Source organism: Hymenobacter lapidiphilus (assembly GCF_003417065.2).
Taxonomy (GTDB): Bacteria; Bacteroidota; Bacteroidia; order Cytophagales; family Hymenobacteraceae; genus Hymenobacter.
Genome location: NZ_QVLT01000020.1, coordinates 1 through 17515, shown reverse-complemented (window position 1 = coordinate 17515; position 17515 = coordinate 1). Strand labels below are relative to the sequence as shown.

Here is a 17515-nt window from a genome sequence, read left to right as displayed (position 1 = left end):
GAAGTTCACCGGACAGCGCCAGCTCTGTCATTCAGACGAAGGAGGACTCTAGGCAAAACTACTGCCACGATTTCCCCCAGATTCCTCACACTGCTCAGAATGACAATTAGTCCTCCTCGGCGGGGTCGCCGAGCAGCTTCTGGTTGAAGTTGAGCAAAAACAGCTTCTCCGACGAGCGGGTGATGGCCGTGTAAAGCCAGCGGGCGAATTCGGAGTTCACCATGTCCTCCTTCAGGTAGCCGTGGTCGACGAAAACGGCCTGCCACTGGCCGCCCTGGGCTTTGTGGCAGGTGAGGGCGTAGGCAAACTTCACCTGCAGCGCGTTCAGGAACGCGTCTTTGCGCACGGCCGCGCTCCGCTCCTTCTTGGTTTCGAGATGAGCATAATCTTCGCTCACGGCCTCGTAAAGGGCTTTGTTGCGGTCGGCGGGCAGGCCGGGACTTTCGGTATGCAGCGTGTCGAGCAGCAGCTTCACCTCCAGGTCGGGCTCATCGGGATAATCGACGAGGCGCACGCGGGCATCGGCGAAGCGGAAGCCGAACTCCTCGGTGAGCCGGATAATTTTGACCACCTGCACGAAGTCGCCGTTGGCCAGAAAGCCGATGTCGGAGTCGCGCGGGAGCCAGAAGTAGTTGTTGCGCACCACCATCAGGTAGTCGCCCGACTCAATCTCGTCTTCGGCCTCGAACAGGATGCGGCGGATGTACTGGTTGTACTGGTTGGCGTTTTTGTTGGAGCGGCAGATGATGGTGCTGTTCTCGTAACCGAAGTGCTTGTAGGCCCAGCGCAGGCCATCTTCGAGCTTGTCGGTTCCCATCGAAAAGATGTCGGGGTAGCCTTTGGTGAAGAACTGAATGTTCGGGTTATCCTGGCGCAGCTCCTCGCGCAGCACGGTAGCGTTCATCAGTATGCCCGACTTTTCGGCCTGGCGCATCACCTGGCGCAGCTCCACCGAGCCCACCTCGGCCCGGAACCGGTCGCGCAGCATGTCGGGGTCGAGGGCGGGGCTGAGCAGCTGGCCCACCGGCGGCAGCTGGGCCGTGTCGCCGATGAGCAGCAGGCGGTTGCTGGTTTTCTCAAACACATAGCTCATCAAATCGTCGAGCAGCCCGGTCGAGCCGAAAGCCTTCTCATCGGAAATCATCGAGGCTTCATCGACTATAAAAAGCGTATCCTGGGCGCGGTTGGGCTGGCGCTGAAACGTGAGGCCTTGGGCCGGCTGGCCGCTGGTCTGGCGGTATATTTTCTTGTGGATGGTGCTGGCGGCCACGCCCGAGTAAGTACCCATGACTTTGGCAGCGCGGCCGGTGGGGGCCATCAGCACGTATTTGCGGCCCATCTGGTGCAGCCATTGCACGAGGGCGCTGACCACGGTGGTTTTGCCGGTGCCGGCGTAGCCCCGCAGCACGAAGGCCTTGCGGCCCGGCAGGTCGTCCTTCAGAAATCCATCGAGCTGCTGAAACAGGGTCGATTGGTCCTGCGTGGGCTCGAAGGGGAAATAGTCGCGGACGGACGGAGTTCTGACAGTTAGCATAGGTTCAGCAAAGATACCTCATAGCAGCACGACGTAGGGGCGGGGCTTAGCTTTGCTGTCCTCCGGTTGTCCCCGCCCGCCAGCGGGCTCCCGTTGTTCGGGATGGTTACCAGGTCGTCAAGACCATCGAAGGCCAGGGCCTCATTGCGGTTCGCGGTATTGATAACGTTGGGGTTGTTGCCGGCCAGAGTACCGCACACGCCCAGTTCGGGCGAGCAGGCCAACGGCGGCAGTCCAAAGCTAGCCGGCAACCCCAAAGAGGCCCCTGGGTCGACGTACAGTACGCTGCCCGGCGCGAACACCAGATTGGCCCCGGTTTCCACGCACAAAAACGAGCCTGCTTCCAGGCGCACCCCTCCATTGACGATAAGCGTAGCCCCGTTGCGCACCACCAGCGCCGACCCCGCTAAAAAATGAATGACGGAATTGGTACTCACCCGGACCGTGCTGTTGGCCTGCGCATCCAGCAGGCCCCCGGCCTGTACGCTCACCTCGGCCGTGTTGCCCCGGCCGTCGTCGCCTACTTCCAGGCGGCCGTCGTCGGCGAGTGTCAGCCGAAAGCGCCCGCACAGGTTAGCCGAGAAATTGCTGCCAGCCAGCGTATTTTGTCCGCTGCCGGCGTAGCCGCGCTCCGCGCCAAAATGAATGCCTAACCTGGCCCCGCTTCGCACCGTGAGCGGGTCGCTGAGGCGGCCGGTACCACTGGCAACGGTCGCAGCCAGGTTGTAGCTCTGGGCCGCCCCGCTCAGCTCGTTCACGTCGAGCGTCAGCGGGAGGGTGATAGCGCCATCCTGATAGAAAATAGCACCATCTCTCTTAAAGAAGGGCTCGGTAAGCGTTGCCGTACGCTGTAGCTCGTCGGTACCCAGTCGCTGAGTGGGGGCGGCGGTAGCCGGCAGTCCGCGTTGGGTCGGAAAATCGGAGATACGATTAATAAGAAACACGTTGGCGGCCAGCCGGCTCTGCTCACAGTCGCCGAGGTCTTGCAGCAAATACTGATAGTACTGCGTGATATCCTGAATGACGGCGGCGCTCGATAAGCCGGCACTGAAGCTACCGTTGCCCCGGCGGGAACGGATGGGGGCCGTCAGGTCGGCGAAGCTAAGGCTGGATTCGTCCAACAGCCGCTGCCCCACGAACGGGTTGCTGGGAATGTCGTCAGTAAAGAGCAAGGGCGGATTGGCATTGCCCGTGGGCGCGCCGCCCCCGGTGGTCGTGGCCGCCAGGGGGCTGTTGGAGCGCAGGGCTAGATTGTTGGCCCCGTCCCACAAGTCGTAGATGGTGGTCGAGATAAAATACTCAGATAACACGCCGTGGGTCAGCGTAAACTCGTCCGTTACCGCCCCATTGCGCAAAACAGGCTGACGCAATCTGTCAAATCCAGTACGATCCTCGTTGCCGTTTCCGCCATCGTCCACGTCCCGCTCGCCGTCGTAGCGCACGGTGTACGCGTCCATGATACGCGAAAAACCATCGGCCCAGCCTTCGGTCCAGGCCAGGCCGGGATTGGCATTGCGGGTGTCGCCGTGCTTGGCGAAGCTAGCGGTTAGGTCCGACCAGGAGCGGTTCTGCATGTGCCACATCACGTAGTGCCCGAACTCGTGGTAGGCTACTTCCTCCGTTTCACGGTTTTCGCCGATATACAGGCAGTCATCATTGGAAAGGTAGAGTGTAAGGCCCGCTGCCGTTACGACCCCCGCTCCCAGGCCAATAAACCCGAACCGCCCAAACACGGCTATCAGCGTCCCAGCAGCAACATTGCGGTACCCGCCCGGAATAAAGAGGGCTTGATCTTGCTGGAGGTTCAGCGGCGAAATCATGATTTTGAGAGGTTGGCTTTGCGAGTTGGGTAGCACGCTACCCAGCCCGTTGCGCTCCAGAAACCGGCGCGACTGCCAGGCGTAATGCAGCAGATGCGGCTTCACGTCATCGTGGCTGGGGCCTACGTCGCCCAGGTTCAGCGCCCGGGTGTCGAAGTGCAGGCCGGTAGGGTTGCTTTGCCCGATCGTACCGTTGCGCGTAATGCCGATGCGCTTTATCACCCGTATCACCCCGCCAGGGGCCGAAGCCTCTATTTTCAGGTATAATTCCAGGTAACTGCCTTCGCTGCCCTGCGTGTTGCTGAAATTAATCGTGAAACGTCCGTCATCGTCGGTGGTGGCGCTGGCCAGAAAGTCGTCCAGCAGACCGTCCTTATCCCACAGCTCTACCCGAATTCCACTAACTGCCAGCGGAAAAGCCGCCCGCACCGTAGAAGACCGGCCGTTCCACTGCTCCGTCAGCACCCGCCCCGATACGGCGGCACTCCAGGTGTGGCGGACAAGCATCCCACGTTGGCTGATACCTTCTAAATCCTCCAACTCGGCTTCCCCTTCTTCCGAGTCCTGGCCCACATCCTTCATTGGAATGCTGTAAGCGAGACCAACAATGGATTTCAGCTTTTTAGGTACGTCCGGATCGGCTAGTTCATCGTCAGTAAGATCGGAAAGCGGGATATCCCTTTCGCTGACGTATCGCCGCGTGGGGGCAACGCCCGTATTAGGCACGTCCCATACCCGGTTTAGGTTGTCGAGGTCAGTCCGATTCCATACTTCCACCGTTTGGTACGGCGTAAAGAACACGAAGGCGGGTGCCGAGGCTACCAGGTCTCCGGCCGGATTTACCAGTCGTACCAGAAGTTTTTCCAGCGCGAACGGGATGCGGTTGACATCGTATTCAACTGTTATAGTTGAGCGCAACGTGTCGCCCGGTTCTACATATTGATTGAATACGGCATAACTACGGGCAGCCGTGTTGTTGCGCAGCGGCAGGCCGGATTCTGCTAAATGTAAATTATAGCTGGCCTGTCCGGTAGTCTGGGCAACCATCGCCACTTCAAACGAGAACTGACCATCAATTCGGGATATCTCGCGACTTCGGATAGCCAAGGTGGGAGAAAGAGATTGGGCCAGGCTCGCCGTAGCGAGCAAAAGTACCATGAGCGTGACGTACCAGTGTTTCATAAAAATGCGAATTAAAAAACAAGTGATAAGGAGAAAAGATGATGAGTGGGATCGGATTATTAAGTACTCTACCCTGCTAAATTTTGCGGCTAAAAACGGGGCAGTCCGACCTTTGGTATTCCTAGCCACCAAACCCGTTCAGCCCCGTGAAGCAAGGCCTCAGAACCAAACTTACCACCTTTTGCGACAGCTGCCCATCGTGAGCCATCTGTCGCGCCAAAAGTTTATTGACCAATTCGTTATCGGTCTGATCAAGAGCTGCAACGTACAATTCTGCGAAGTAGCCCAGCACCTCAACGACGCGGTCAAACCCGTCTCGAATGAGACACGGATTCAGGACTTTTTCCGCGAAACCGAGCTCAATTATCTATTGCTGGCCCATTTGCTGCTCGGCTTGCTGCCAGTCACCGGCAAGCTGCGCCTGAGAGTGTCAAAAAGTGAGGGGCAGTCTCGGGGGTAACTGTCTTCTAGCTTAACTTGAAAATCCGTTTTTGTCGATGAACGCCATGCCTCAACCAGCTGCTTCTATTTTATCCGGTACTGACCGGCTGGCGGCAGTCTAAAGGTGCGGCCCCCAATTACTCTGTCAGCCCATCCGGTGTGCGTGAGTGGTCGCCGGGCCTGCCCACCGGAAGAGGTCGGCGGTCCCGAGGGCTACATCTAGCGCACGCTGGCCCAGTTCAGCTGGGCCTACGAAGCCCGTGACCGCCTGCTGGCCGGTGAGGATATCTGGGACGACGACGTGCCGACCTGGTTTTGGACCTCCCGCCCGGAGCACTTCGACAAAGACCAGGTCAACGAACGCCTAGCGAAAGTGTAGCAACTTAAGGGTAGTCCCGATTTCCTGTATTCGCAGGGCGGCTACGACTATTTCTTCGCGGATTTTAAATCCTGAAAACTGTATCAAGAAAACCAAGTGGTTTAGTTGATACATCCCGGGTAGCTTTGCGCCATGCAACAGGCCGTCATTTTCGTGCGCGTCTCCAAAAAGGAGCAGGAGTATCAGCGGCAGGTAGAAGACCTGCGCGCCGTTGCCCAGAACCAGGCGGTGCAGGTCGTGGCCGAGATTTCGGAGAAGATTAGCGGCGCCAAGCGGAATCAGGACCGGGAGGGCATTCAGCAGTTGCTGGAACTGAGTCGCCGGGGCACTATCCAGAAAGTATTAGTGAGCGAAGTCTCGCGCCTGGGTCGCTCCACGGTGGAAGTGCTGCAAATTGTCGAGGAGCTGACGCAGCTGGGCATCAGTATCTACGTCCAAAACTTTGGGATTGAAACCCTCAAAAACGGCAAACGCAATCCGGTCGCCCAGTTTATGTTCACGCTGTTGGCCGAGTTTGCCCGTCTCGAACGCGAGACCCTGCGCGAACGCATTATCTCCGGCATGGACGAAGCGCGGCGGCAAGGCATCCGGATTGGCCGCCCGGTAGGCGCAACGGAAGAAAAGGCCGTCTTTCTGAAAAAGTATGCCGCCGTCGCTCGGCAGCTACGTGCGGGCCTGAGCGTGCGCAAAACGGCCAAGTTGTGCGACGTGGCCATCAATACGGTGCGTAAAGTGAAGACCTTGTTGTAATCCTTAATTACTGGCTGCCATGAAAATTACTTGCTGCCATGAACTTTAAACTACAGCTGGTGGCGTACCTGTCGGAAGGCGACGAGCCCCTTCTCGGAGACGTGTTCACCTAGAGCCGCGAAGACCTTAGCTTAGCCAGCATGGGCCTGACGCTGGACGAGTCTAAAGTAGGGTGTTGTTAAACAAATAGGGTAAAACCTCCGAGTCCGTGGCCAAATGGCCCTGTCGCTCGTGATAAGGTGCAAAATCGGCGTAAGAGCATCGAAAACCCGATAGTATTACACGCACCTTAACGCAATCAAAAGTGGCTAGCGAAAACGAACGTTAAGGCTATCATTCCGGCCACATGCCAGCTAACATATTGTCCAACAGGTCGCTAATTAGGAAATCCAGGCAGTGGTATGCCCGAGTCGGAGGTTTTACCCTATTTGTTTAACAACACCCAAAGTACTGCTGCAGCGCATCCAGCAGCTAATGATTGGGCAGCGGGTGGCGATGCATCTGCAGGCGCACCAGCCCGTTGGATTGCGGAAGAAAGGCAGCTACCCGCTCCAGCTCCACAGACTTTTCCTACTGGTCAAGATGTTCCTTCCGATGCTCAAGTAAATCCTAACAGAGAAATATATTTCAACTTTACGACAGTTGAGTTTGCTGATTTTAGTGGCGCTTTCTTTCAGATAAGAGCCAGTGACGGAATATCCCAAAATAGCAGACCTAAAGCAGATTTTTTTGAATAAATTCTACAATATCATCTCATAAATAATTTGTGATGGAGCTGACATATAATTTACTGTCGGCTTCATCACAAATTAATAATTTAAAGGCTAAACCAGAGCAATGCTATGAATTATCTATTCTTTCAAAAGTTTTATAGTAATTACCTTATCAGAAAAACGAGATTGAAAATAGTAAACACCTGCCGCTAAGTTACCTATGTCGATTGGGGCCGAAAGAGCAGTAGATATGTTAGTCTGGAAAATGAATTGCCCCACTGCATTGTATAGTCGGAGTTGATACGGACTAAAGCAGGCTGTCGGAACCTGTAGCTGCACGGTACGAGAGGCAGGGTTGGGAAACAGCACCAGCGCAATATCAGCGCATGGTAGTGGCGGCTCCTGCTTTGGTTCTAAGCCGTTGAACGAGCTTTGGATAAAGTTAGGTAAACCTGGTCCGACGTTCGAATCGGGAAAGGAGAACGGTTGCGCTTGTACGTCACAGGCAAAGCCCCGGCGGTTGGGATAGTTGATGACATACATATAGTGTTGGTTAGGCAGGCGCGGTAAAAAGCGGTCTTCATACCCGCTATTGCCGTACAGGCGGCCGTCTGGTCCTAATTGAAACGTATAGTATCCATTTGCCCCCTGTTCATCTGCTCGAATATTGGTAGTCGGGTTATTCGCAATAATACTTAAGCGCGATGCGGCAATGGCGGCTCCGCTGCCCGCCGCCAAGTCATACTGGCTGATGACGGCCCGGAGCCTCTTCTCTTGGTCAACTACATCAAAGTGACTCACATAGAGTTTGGAGTTATCCGGGGAGAAGGAGATTCCACTTTCATTAAAAAGAGTGCCTAAGTTGAGGTAGTTGCTTAATAGCCCCGTGGTAGCATCAAAATCGAACAGGCTCAATGCAAAGTTTCCACCAATGCTGTAAGCGAGCTTTTTGCCATCGGGTGAAGGCTTCAGGTACCCGCCATCAAAGTCAATTTTTGGTGTCTGGGCCAGTCCTATAGCTAACTTATGGGATAAGCTAATGCCCTGCACATCGACCAAATAGATGAAAAACTGGTTGGTGCTCCATTCGGGAGCAATGACCCAATAAGCCTGTCCGTTCGTGTGTGGAATGGCTGTGAGTTGGTGGCTGAAGGTGCCGACCAGCGACTGGTTTTTCTCGGTCTCGACCACGTCGCCTAAGCCCGCGTCTAGCCCCATGTCGAGGCGAGAGTAAGAGAGCGTGGCCGGCGTGAGTTGGCTGCTCTGCATGGTAAAGAGGTAGTATTGGCGCGCTTGCCCTGGTACGGGTACGGCGAGTACACCCTGCGGCAGGAAGAAAAAACCTCGAAGCTGTTGGCCGTGGGGCATGAGTTGGTGGTTACGGTTCCATACCTGTTCGCCGTCGCTGTAAAAGAGTAGTTGCCCCGTCTGTGGATCTGACTGGACTACGATACCAATACCGAGCCTAGTGAGCCCGTTCTGCTCTATTGAGACCGGCGAACCCTGAGAAAAATCGAACCCGGCGTTACGACCAAAGTACCATGTGGTGGTCTCCTTTTGGGCATAAGTAGGAACACTACTCAAAAAAGATAGGCATACACACAAGAGAAAATGATGACGCATAGCAGTGGACGGATTAATGCAATGAATAATTTACTCTCTTCAAGTTAGAAAATTGGCCTTGGTTAAAAGCTTGGGCCAACACCCTTGCGGCGCATTTATGCCTTATCGGCATCATTCGAACTGTTTGGCTTGCGAGTCAGAGGTTTTCCCCTATTTGTTTAACAACACCCTATCAACGCTTTACTCGCTTGTTCTCTTTTTTAGCTGGTTTAGGGTCAGTGGGATACGGAAAGTATTTGTAGGCTATCTCTGGCCGGTCTTTAGCTAATGCTGCCCGGAATTGCTGGTACTTCTGTACCTCTTCCGTCATGCGCGTCGCTTTCGTCTGAGCCTGCGTTGTCTGGGCCTGGGCCTGGGCTAACTCCTGCTGCGGCACCCGCGAGAACATACCCGTAAACCAGAGCATCAGCAACACGAGCACCACCGGCCCCAGGGCTATTGAGGCCGTTGCCTTCCAGTGCGTCCGCCAGTTGACGGCCACCTCACGCGGGATGTCCTGAATAGTAACGGCCAACTTCGTTTGCGCTTGCTGCAACCCCACTAACTTGGCCGTTAGCTGCTCGTTAAGGTAGTCGGTCCGGTCATCTACCAGCCGAATTAGCTTAGTGCACACCTCCTCAAACGCCTTCGTCTGCTGGTCCACTTTACCCATCAGTAGCTTGGCCACGGCCTCGCTGTTGACGCTCAGCGTCAGCGGCCGGTCGCGCTCGGCCAGCGTTACCAGTGCCTTTACCTGATCCTCGGTCGCCGGTAAGGGCCGTTTGTCCAGGGCGCGTAGCTCTTGGGCAATACGCTCAATTTCGGCCATCAGAATGGCTACGCCGTTGCTGGGTGGGGGCGGTGGGGAAGAAGGATGCATGACAAAAGGGAAAGAAGATTAATCACCTAATTGGAAGCCCCCGCTGCGCTCAATCGTCCGTTGCGCGGGTTTAGGGGCTTGTTGCGTAGCGGCCCGTTCCTGGGCCTGTTGCTGGGCTTTATCAGTCTGCTGCTGCGCCGCGTACTCGCGGCCGAAGGCCTCCAAGTCGAGCGCTACGCGGTGCTGGCCGTATTGCTGGCCGGCTTCCCCGACCGCCGACCGCTGCTGCTGCACCTGGTGCTGCTGCGCGGCCAGCGTCTTCGCTAGGTTGTTGCCGCTGTACCCCCGGCCAACCTCACTGCCTTTCAAATGCAGGCCCTCCCGCTCAAACACCACGGCCTGCAACTGCCCCTTCTGGTAAGTGGCCTGCACCCCGATACCGTCCCGTTGCAGGGCGGCCGTCAGCTCCTCGGCGCTCGTGGCATGGGGCAGGTGCCGACTCAGCGCGTCCTGCAGAAAGAGCTTGGCCGCGGCCCGCGCCGGCAGCTGCTCGCGCACGGCGCGACGGTTGTCCTGGCTCACGGCCTGGGCACTCACCAACCCGTACTGCTTCTCCAGCTTACGGCACGCCTCCTGACTGTTGCGGTAGTTGTGTTGGTCGCTCACCGTGGCCCCTTGGTTATCAACCCGGTTGATAATTAGATGTGAGTGCGGGTGAGCCTGGTCGTGGTGCCGTACCAGTGCCCACTGCGTCCCCTCTGGGTCCACTTTCATTTCTTTCAGATAGGCGCGGGCTAGCTCCTCCATCCGCTCATTGCTCAGCCGCTCCTTCTCCTCCGCTGGCCAGGCCAGCGCCACGTGCATCACGGCCTTGCCCAGATTCGGGTTCAACTCCCGCTGCGCGTTGAAGTCGGCCGCCATGTGCGCGGCCGAACTACCCCGCACGCCCTCGCTGGCCAGCACCTCCGCCCCCTTCTCCTCCCCAAATACATACTGGCAGATAGCGCCGAAGCTCTTGCCGATTTTCACTTTGCCAATCATCGCGTTGAGTCTGGGGCCAACTCATCGAGCAGCCGGTAGAGTTGCACCAGCACCTGCCGGGCCGCTTCGCTCACGTTGTGGCCGGCGTGCAGCTGCTTGGTGAGTTGGTTCAGGTTGCCGGCCATGCCGACGAGCTGTCGAAGTTGGGCCACTTCCTCCACCGTGCGCGGCCGCGGTGGCCGGGCCGCGTCGGGGGTACCGGCCCACACCGACCGCAAGACCTCGCCCATCGACTTGCGGTAGGTCTTCGCCTCGGTGGCCAGTTCCTGGTGCTCCGCCTCTGTCAGCCGCACCGAAACGGTATGTGACTGGTGGGGCGTTGTCTTGGGCTGACGGCCTCGACGGCGGGGTGCTGGAACGGGTTGGTCCGGTGTCATGGGCAGGTCTCCAAAGGAGCAAGTTCAGTGAGCCTAACGGGCGAACGGGTTTTGAGCGAAGCGAAAAACATAACTTGCTCCGGCAATAGAACGAGCTACTACGGGACTCAAGGTACGAATCCTGCCCGGTTCTACAACCTACCGCTCTACTCTGTCTCCTAACCTCGGGAGAATCGCCTGCTAATCCACTACTCGCACCGTTACCCGCCGCTACTGGTACCGCTACCGGCTGTTACCCGCACCGTTACCGGTACCGCTACTCGCACGTTACCGGCCTTGGTCCCTGTTGCTACTTTACCACTTCCTCATTGCTGACACTAGTAGGCTCCTTAGCGATTCCCTTTTGCTGCTGAGTTGACGAGTGACTGCATTTTGTGTTTGACTCGTTTCGTAACAGCCCCTCTATCTTCGCCGCATTGCACGGTTGTCACCCCGCCAACGCATCGTCCGAAAAGACGAAGCCCCGGCTGCTGTAACAACCGGGGCTTCAGGAAGTGGGTGGTTCGCACACCCTACAACCTGGTAGTTATGGGTAAGCGTGCAAAAGCGAAACCAGCTGGTCAGACTAGTTGGTTCCGCATCTCCCTGGAACTGCTCAAGGCAGCTGTAGGGGGAGCAGTCCGAGCGGTGATTAGTCACTGGCTCGGGCATCCGTAGGATAAGGGGTCGCACTAGACTAGGAACGGAAAACAACGCTAAGGAATCTTGAGCTAGCGGGCTATCTCAGAAAACGTCCGTTTTAACGCTACCAAGGTTGTTTTTGCCAAGTTGGGATTTCGACCAAGCTAATCTGTTACTTTTGCTTATCTCATCTATCAACGGCTCATTCTGACCTTATCCACTGACTTACTGAGACAAAAAAAGCCTGTTTTCGGGGTTACGAAGGCTTAGCGTTGTTTTCCGTTCCTAGTCTAGTGCGACCCCGATAACGGCGATCTGGGTCTCGGCCCGGGTCGCCGTTTGTACGTGGACTAAAGGCGGATGGACAGTACAAACATACGCGGTTTGGGATAACTCCGGCACCATGCTCAACGAGTTAGCCCGCTTGCTCAATGCGCACGGCGGTACAGGCAGGGCAACGGGTGTGCAGCTGGGCAACGGCTTCAGTCAGGACGTGATTGGTGCTGATGGGCCCCTGGTAGAGGGCGGTGCTCCACGAATTGCCGGAACCTGGAGTAGCGTGCCAGAAATCAAGGGCCTTCGCTCTGGTAAACGCCTCGCCGGTGTAGGGGATAATCTGGTAAAACTTCACGAGCACCGTTCCGATGGGCGTATCCTTCAACCTGAAAACATGGTCTGCCATGCTGCAAAATAAGACCTGAAAGGCAATAAATGGGGCAAAAGCACAAAGCGAGACCTGAACGCTGTCCTGGACTCCCAAGCTATGGTGGAAAGGGTACACTAGAGTATATATTAGCAATCAAGTATCTGAATATCAATTATATGCTATTTATTTAATACTCGCGAGTCTCTGATATATAGGACTTTGGTGCCTTTGTTTGGTCTGTGCCGCTGTCCATTTGAACATCACCCTAAAAGCCTTTTTCCTCGCGCGAAACACCAATTGGTGTATTTGAATCTATTTGTTCTATTTGAGGGCCTCATAAGTATTTGTCTTACAGTGCCTTATGAGGTTTAAAACCAACCCTTTATAAGCCAAACCCAACCTTTCATAAGCTAAAAACCAACCTTTCATAAGCTAAACCCAACCTTTCATAAGTCTGGACCCAACCTTTTATAAGTCAACCCCAACCTTTTATAATTTGGTTTGCCAACTATTGTAACAACGGTTGGCTTTTATATCTTTGCAGCAGGTTATCAACTCTATAAGTATGGAAAACAAAGAGGTTCGTCAGCATAATGCGTTAACGAACGCCCGATATGAGTACACCGATACTCAATCAAATATCTTCCTAGTCCTCTTATCCAAGCTCCAGAAAGATGCTCCAGACTCAGTTTATCAAATATCAGTGCCCGATATGGAGAAAGCAACTGGTAAGCAGTACAACTACAAGCAGTTAAGACTGTCTACCAAGGACATGATGGGGAGAGTGCACGAGGTTAAAACGATTCACAAAGGCCGTGACGTATTCCGCCAGCTCGTCTTATTCAAGCGGATTGATTACATCTTAGGAGCTGGAACTATAGAAGTAGAATTCAATGAATATGCTACCCAATATCTATTCGACCTGAAGAATAATTACACCTCGTTTCAGTTGCAAGCAGCCTTGAATCTGACTAGCAAACATGCTAAGAGGATATATCAGATTTGTAGCCAGTGGAAGGATAAAGGGCTCACCCCTGGAGCTACCATCCTAGAACTCAAGAAGACCTTGGGCCTAGCGAATGAGAAGGGCAAGGAAGAGTACGCGGACATTTCCATGTTCAAAAAGAAGGTGCTGGATATCAGCGTGAGGCAGATTAACGAGAAAACAGATTTGCAGATTGACTATGAGCTAGAAAAAGTAGGCCGTAGCTACAAAAACATCGTTTTTACTATCAAATCGCAAGCCCTGGCCCAAACCATCCCTTTCGACTTTGTGGCCACCAACGAATCCCTGGCTGGCGTGCAGCAAAGCCACTATGACAACGCCGCCCGCATCCTCGACGAGCTGCGCATCACCGATGCCAAACACCGGCAGACCATCTTGAGCAGCGCCGCCCACGTCGTGGAAGTCAACCGCTACAACCACGACCTGAAAACGGGCAAGGTCAAAGCCGCCCGCAATCCCGGGGGTCTGCTGCTCGTGCGCCTGGGCCTGGTCGCCGCCAAAGCTCCTAAATCCACCCCTGCCTAACCCCTCCTCTACGCATGGCCACTTCCCTCACTTCCCCGGATGCTATCCCCGCCTTGCGCTGGGGACAGCTCACCTACTACTCGCCGGCCGACATCAAGCGCTGGGGCGTGCAACGCTTCCTCGACGCCGTAGCCCCAGCTGCTCCCTTACCTATCCCTGACCTGGGCTTCACGGCGGAGGAGAATGAGCGCATGGACGAGCTGTTGCAGCAAGAACGCCAAGACGCCGCCCGTGGTCTTTGATACCAACATCGTTATCGCTCACCTGCGCCGGCAACAGCAACTGCCGCTGCGGGCCGTGCTGCCCTTTGCTGTTGTCGGCGAGTTAGAAGCCTTCGCCCTCAAAGCCGATTGGGGCTACCAGAAGGTCGCCTTCCTGCGGCAATTATTGGAGCGTTACCCCTTGGTCGGCTTCGTGCCTGAGCTGGCCAGCCTCTACGCCCGCCTCGATGCCTACAGTCAGGGCCGCTTACGGGGCCAGCCACTGCCCTCGGGACTCTCCGCCCGCAACATGGGCAAGAACGACCTCTGGATTGCCGCTACGGCCCTCTATTTGGATTTACCGCTGCACACCACCGATAATGACTTTGACCACCTTCCGCCCCTGGGCCTGGTCTTGGTTAAAGAAGCTACGTAGCCCCTATGAGAATCACGCTGGAAGTACCGGAGCACCGGGCAGCCTTCATGCTGGAGTTACTGCGCAGCTTACCCTTCGTCAAGCTCCGGGGCCAGGCGGCAAAGGCGGCAGTCCTGGACGAAACCGCACACCTGCTGTCCTCCCCTGCTAATGCCGCCCGTCTGCGGGCCGCACTCAAACGTGACCGGCTAGGTCAACACGAAACCCACTCATCATCAAAGTGATTACCCTTCTGACTAGTCATTTGAGTAACCATCTGACTAGTCAGAACTTACAAGAGTTGCTGGCCATCACGAGCCAAATAGCCGCTGCCATAATCCCTTTCTTGGGGGCGTCAGTGCGGAGGGCAACTCCAATACTTCGGGGGGTTCGGGCAGACGCTTTTGCAATTCGCCAAGCTGTTCGTTTTGGCTAAGTAGCAGTTCCTCAATACGTCCGATGCGCTGACTATTCACTTGAGTAGTCAGCGCGTTCAGCACGTCGTTTTGCTCTAGCAGGCGGTGTTGCAACTGCTGAATCGTCTCATCACGCTCTGCTAATTGCTGGCGTAGGTTTGCTATGGTAGGTCCTGGTTCTGGCTCAATGATGATTGGTAACGGCTCGGCAGGGGTAGGGTATTGCTGCGCGAGAAACGTCTGACTAATCAGATATGTGCTGCCTTTGGAGGCCTGCTCAATCTGGATATGACTAGTCTTAGCGTATTGCTTGACTAGTCGCCGGATAGTCTGCTCTGACTTGTTAACCTGCTGAGCAGCTTGCTTTATAGTCAGAAATGTAGAAGCACTTTCCATAGAACGCGTGACTAGTCAGAGCCGGCAATATACCACCCTTCTAATGCTACTCATCTGCTGCTTGACTAGTCATACCTTAATCAATGACTAGTCAAGCAATTACTCTCTTACTAATCATCAATTCAACGCATCTTTTCTCTTTTTCACTCATGAAGCGTTTTCATTCAACCTCACACGAGCGGTAGGTACTTACCTAACCGCTCTAATGAAACAAGCCAAGAAATACTGGGCCTGGACCGCACATCAACGCGGCCACTGTTACCGACGAAACGTTCGGATGCCATCGCACCACCGGAATTTCGGCGTCATCACTGGCACCAGCACCGCGCGCGTACGAGGCACGTGCTGCACCTAGTCCTGCGTGGTGGCGATGAAGGACAGCTCACCCTGTTCTATCAACCTCGTCATGGCGCACGCTATGACTGGGCGTAAACACACGCGCTGTAAGCAGCGGGCCGGTGGTGTTTACGAAGGGGAGAGTCAATACTGAAACATCTCCTGTAGCCGCTCACACATGGCTTGTGCCGTGCTTTTGGACAGCAAGCCCAGCCGACGGACCAAGCGGGTTTTATCCACTGAGCGGATATGGTCGAGGGCGACTTGGCCTTCCTTGCCCTGGAAGGTGCAGTCCACCCGGGAGGGGTAGTCGCGCCGGGTGCTGGTCAGAGCCACAATGGTCACCGTGCGCAGGTAGCGGTTCGTTCGCTACTGCACGATGCGGCTGCGCACGAGTGTCCAGGTGCTGACCTGGTGACCCCGCCAGCGGCGGTGGCGCACAATGCCCACGTTTGGGGCCCAGTAGTAGTGACTGGGCCAGCCGTACTCGGAGGCATCCTGGGCCAGGCGCACCTCCACCACGTCGCGGTAGCTGGCATTGCCTAGCGGGTAGGGGCCAGGGTGCCAGCGCGGAGTCATCACGCTGAGCGTACTCGGGTTGATAGGCAGCGTCCAGTCGATGCGGTAGGCAAACACGTCCGAATCGCCCTCGTCGGCCGTGCTGTTGGGCAGCGACAGGCCCCGCATAATAGCCCAGCAGGGAAAATTGCCTCCAACAGCATCCTGCGGCTTCATGCCTCCGCATAGCCGAAATACGCTGTAGGTCCGTTGCGGGCCACCTAGACTAGATTGAGTCTTCATGAAGAATACCTCATATTTATCAGTGAGTCTTAATTGATCGTACATGCGCTTAACAGAATCAGTTGTCGCTACCACCCACACGCTGTCAAGCTGTCGGGAAGCCGAATCCTGGTAGACCCAGTACGTACCAGGGCGGAACAGCGTGTAGGCCTTTAACTCAGCCGGCAACGGAATGGCCGGCGGTTCGGGCTCCGCTTTAGGGCAGGCGGAAAGCAGGAACAGGCCGGCCAGCAGCAGTGGCCAGCGGAAGAAGCATAGGTGTTTCATTGGACGGCAAGGCGTAAAGTGTGACGGGCACCAGGAGTCTGTATTTCTACCACGTAGGGGCCGGCGGGCAGCTTGTGCAGCGGCAGCGTGAGCGTGCGGGGCCCCGGAGTAGTCGGGGCCGCCTGTTCGAGGCGGGTCTTTTCCAGGCCCAGCATATCCAGCACCCGCACCCGTACCAGGCCGGCTACGGGCTGCTCGAAGCGGAGCAGCACCGTGCCCGAGGCCGGATTGGGATAAAGGCTGGCCTCCAGGCGGCTTGCCTGGAGCGGGATGGCGGTAGCCGAGCGAGCCTGGCCGGTCGTGTCGGGCTGCGTAGCCCCGTAGCGGGCTGCCGGAGCCGTAGATGTACCAGCCGCCAGCCGGAAATTGCCCTGCACCGCCGACGGAATCGCGCAACGGGTCATCCAGGTCGGGTCGGCGGTTTCGGCGGTGGGCAGCAACCCTCGGTTGGCGGTAGCAAAATTTCCCGATAAATCCACGAGGCTACCACTGGCGGCAGCATCCTGCATGTCGTAGTAGGCCACCAGGCCGCTTTGCGGGTTCAACCGGCTCGTCATGCTCTGCCGAATCTGTTGCGGCGTGCGGGCCGCGTTCCAAATCCGCACTTCCCCGATATGCCCCGTAAAGAACTCCCGAAAGTAGCCTTCGCCGTAGGAGCTATTGTCCCCGCTTATGCGCCACTCAGCGGTAGAGCCCGAACTGCGCGAGCTAGCCGACGAGGAGGCTTCGCCGTAGGGACTATCCCCGCCTATCCGCCAATCGGCGGTAGAACCCGGACTGCGCGCCGTAACCGGCGAGTAGGCCACGGCCTGCCCGTCAAGATAAAAGCGTACCTGGTTGTTCTGGTCGCGCGACACGGCTACGTGGTGGCTCTGCCCATCGGCCGGCACTAGGGTAGCCGCCTGGTCGTGGCCGTAGTTCATCCCGTCGAGCTGTAGCAGCATATGGCCCGTGTAAAGCGTAAAGAGCAGGCCGCGTACCTGTCCCGTAGTGGGGTGCGGTTGCCGGTTCGATACCAGGGTGGTCGCCATCCAGCCCTCAGGGCCAGCCCCATCAGAGCGCATAAAGGCTTCCACGGTAAACTGCGTACTCAAACTGTTCAGCGGGCTCCCGTTGTTCGGGATGGTTACCAGGTCGTCAAGACCATCGAAGGCCAGGGCCTCATTGCGGTTCGCGGTATTGATAACGTTGGGGTTGTTGCCGGCCAGAGTACCGCACACGCCCAGT

At 56.3% G+C, this 17515-nt stretch carries 18 protein-coding genes; 7 read left to right on the top strand and 11 right to left on the bottom strand.

From position 1 onward, the window contains the following. Nucleotides 1-106 precede the first annotated feature (106 nt). Together D0N36_RS12605 and D0N36_RS12600 are read right to left on the bottom strand one after the other, a co-directional pair. On the bottom strand, nt 107-1534 hold the full coding sequence (locus D0N36_RS12605) for an ATP-dependent DNA helicase (protein WP_116942012.1): 1428 nt from the start codon (nt 1532-1534) through the stop codon (nt 107-109). Further along, nucleotides 1528-4536: a hypothetical protein gene (locus D0N36_RS12600; RefSeq protein ID WP_190242655.1), complete on the bottom strand. Its 3009-nt coding sequence runs from the start codon at nt 4534-4536 to the stop codon at nt 1528-1530. Before D0N36_RS12600 ends, D0N36_RS12605 begins: the two co-directional genes overlap by 7 nt. Nucleotides 4537-4735: 199 nt before the next feature. Between D0N36_RS12600 and D0N36_RS12595 the strand changes: the two genes are divergently transcribed. From D0N36_RS12595 to D0N36_RS12580, 4 genes are all read left to right on the top strand, one after another. Beyond that, on the top strand, nt 4736-4996 hold the full coding sequence (locus tag D0N36_RS12595; RefSeq protein WP_207190725.1) for a hypothetical protein: 261 nt from the start codon (nt 4736-4738) through the stop codon (nt 4994-4996). A 105-nt stretch (nt 4997-5101) separates the two neighbouring features. Then, entirely contained in the window at nt 5102-5200 is a 99-nt protein-coding gene (locus D0N36_RS20275) for an IS1096 element passenger TnpR family protein (protein WP_116942005.1), read from the top strand. A 288-nt stretch (nt 5201-5488) separates the two neighbouring features. Further along, nucleotides 5489-6106, top strand: a complete 618-nt coding sequence (locus D0N36_RS12585) for a recombinase family protein (protein ID WP_116942003.1) — start codon at nt 5489-5491, stop codon at nt 6104-6106. A 401-nt stretch (nt 6107-6507) separates the two neighbouring features. Then, on the top strand, nt 6508-6843 hold the full coding sequence (locus D0N36_RS12580) for an ACT domain-containing protein (protein WP_147320856.1): 336 nt from the start codon (nt 6508-6510) through the stop codon (nt 6841-6843). A 114-nt stretch (nt 6844-6957) separates the two neighbouring features. Here the strand turns inward: D0N36_RS12580 and D0N36_RS12575 are convergent, their stop codons facing one another. From D0N36_RS12575 to D0N36_RS12555, 5 genes are all read right to left on the bottom strand, one after another. Next, entirely contained in the window at nt 6958-8442 is a 1485-nt protein-coding gene (locus tag D0N36_RS12575; protein WP_116942001.1) for a T9SS type A sorting domain-containing protein, read from the bottom strand. Between the two features lie 172 nt (nt 8443-8614). Next, on the bottom strand, nt 8615-9301 hold the full coding sequence (locus D0N36_RS12570; RefSeq protein WP_147320855.1) for a hypothetical protein: 687 nt from the start codon (nt 9299-9301) through the stop codon (nt 8615-8617). 18 nt (nt 9302-9319) lie between these two features. Then, complete coding sequence (locus D0N36_RS12565) at nt 9320-10282, bottom strand: relaxase/mobilization nuclease domain-containing protein (protein WP_116941997.1); 963 nt, start codon at nt 10280-10282, stop codon at nt 9320-9322. Next, entirely contained in the window at nt 10279-10659 is a 381-nt protein-coding gene (locus D0N36_RS12560; RefSeq protein WP_116941995.1) for a plasmid mobilization protein, read from the bottom strand. Before D0N36_RS12560 ends, D0N36_RS12565 begins: the two co-directional genes overlap by 4 nt. Before the next feature lie 1036 nt (nt 10660-11695). Beyond that, nucleotides 11696-11962 carry a hypothetical protein gene (locus D0N36_RS12555; protein WP_147320854.1) on the bottom strand — a complete coding sequence of 89 codons (267 nt, stop codon included), beginning with the start codon at nt 11960-11962 and terminating at the stop codon, nt 11696-11698. Nucleotides 11963-12491: 529 nt separating this feature from the next. On the opposite strand from D0N36_RS12555, the gene D0N36_RS12550 reads away from it, so the two are divergent. Genes D0N36_RS12550 through D0N36_RS12540 form a run of 3 tightly spaced genes read left to right on the top strand, consistent with a single transcriptional unit; the run spans nt 12492 to nt 14093 of the window. Further along, nucleotides 12492-13457 carry a replication initiation protein gene (locus tag D0N36_RS12550; protein WP_116941991.1) on the top strand — a complete coding sequence of 322 codons (966 nt, stop codon included), beginning with the start codon at nt 12492-12494 and terminating at the stop codon, nt 13455-13457. A 14-nt stretch (nt 13458-13471) separates the two neighbouring features. Further along, entirely contained in the window at nt 13472-13699 is a 228-nt protein-coding gene (locus D0N36_RS12545; protein ID WP_242434753.1) for a hypothetical protein, read from the top strand. After that, nucleotides 13689-14093 carry a PIN domain-containing protein gene (locus D0N36_RS12540; RefSeq protein ID WP_165768408.1) on the top strand — a complete coding sequence of 135 codons (405 nt, stop codon included), beginning with the start codon at nt 13689-13691 and terminating at the stop codon, nt 14091-14093. Before D0N36_RS12545 ends, D0N36_RS12540 begins: the two co-directional genes overlap by 11 nt. Nucleotides 14094-14383: 290 nt before the next feature. Here D0N36_RS12540 and D0N36_RS12535 read toward each other — a convergent pair whose 3' ends face one another. From D0N36_RS12535 to D0N36_RS12520, 4 genes are all read right to left on the bottom strand, one after another. Continuing rightward, nucleotides 14384-14884, bottom strand: a complete 501-nt coding sequence (locus tag D0N36_RS12535) for a DNA-binding protein (protein WP_190242654.1) — start codon at nt 14882-14884, stop codon at nt 14384-14386. Between the two features lie 480 nt (nt 14885-15364). Further along, on the bottom strand, nt 15365-15574 hold the full coding sequence (locus D0N36_RS12530; RefSeq protein WP_116941985.1) for a type II toxin-antitoxin system PemK/MazF family toxin: 210 nt from the start codon (nt 15572-15574) through the stop codon (nt 15365-15367). Between the two features lie 15 nt (nt 15575-15589). After that, nucleotides 15590-16288, bottom strand: a complete 699-nt coding sequence (locus D0N36_RS12525; RefSeq protein ID WP_147320853.1) for a hypothetical protein — start codon at nt 16286-16288, stop codon at nt 15590-15592. Then, nucleotides 16285-17515: LamG-like jellyroll fold domain-containing protein (locus D0N36_RS12520; RefSeq protein WP_116941981.1), on the bottom strand; the 1231-nt coding region annotated here is incomplete at its 5' end. The genes D0N36_RS12525 and D0N36_RS12520, both read right to left, overlap by 4 nt.

What these genes read in the sequence shown, in the direction of transcription:
- D0N36_RS12605 (WP_116942012.1), bottom strand. Translation starts at nt 1,534, where the DNA reads ATGCTAACTGTCAGAACTCCGTCCGTCCGCGACTATTTCCCCTTCGAG.
- D0N36_RS12550 (WP_116941991.1), top strand. Translation starts at nt 12,492, where the DNA reads ATGGAAAACAAAGAGGTTCGTCAGCATAATGCGTTAACGAACGCCCGA.
- D0N36_RS12525 (WP_147320853.1), bottom strand. Translation starts at nt 16,288, where the DNA reads ATGAAACACCTATGCTTCTTCCGCTGGCCACTGCTGCTGGCCGGCCTG.
- D0N36_RS12570 (WP_147320855.1), bottom strand. Translation starts at nt 9,301, where the DNA reads ATGCATCCTTCTTCCCCACCGCCCCCACCCAGCAACGGCGTAGCCATT.
- D0N36_RS12545 (WP_242434753.1), top strand. Translation starts at nt 13,472, where the DNA reads ATGGCCACTTCCCTCACTTCCCCGGATGCTATCCCCGCCTTGCGCTGG.
- D0N36_RS12565 (WP_116941997.1), bottom strand. Translation starts at nt 10,282, where the DNA reads ATGATTGGCAAAGTGAAAATCGGCAAGAGCTTCGGCGCTATCTGCCAG.
- D0N36_RS12555 (WP_147320854.1), bottom strand. Translation starts at nt 11,962, where the DNA reads ATGGCAGACCATGTTTTCAGGTTGAAGGATACGCCCATCGGAACGGTG.
- D0N36_RS12585 (WP_116942003.1), top strand. Translation starts at nt 5,489, where the DNA reads ATGCAACAGGCCGTCATTTTCGTGCGCGTCTCCAAAAAGGAGCAGGAG.
- D0N36_RS12575 (WP_116942001.1), bottom strand. Translation starts at nt 8,442, where the DNA reads ATGCGTCATCATTTTCTCTTGTGTGTATGCCTATCTTTTTTGAGTAGT.
- D0N36_RS12535 (WP_190242654.1), bottom strand. Translation starts at nt 14,884, where the DNA reads ATGGAAAGTGCTTCTACATTTCTGACTATAAAGCAAGCTGCTCAGCAG.
- D0N36_RS12600 (WP_190242655.1), bottom strand. Translation starts at nt 4,536, where the DNA reads ATGAAACACTGGTACGTCACGCTCATGGTACTTTTGCTCGCTACGGCG.
- D0N36_RS12580 (WP_147320856.1), top strand. Translation starts at nt 6,508, where the DNA reads ATGCCCGAGTCGGAGGTTTTACCCTATTTGTTTAACAACACCCAAAGT.
- D0N36_RS12560 (WP_116941995.1), bottom strand. Translation starts at nt 10,659, where the DNA reads ATGACACCGGACCAACCCGTTCCAGCACCCCGCCGTCGAGGCCGTCAG.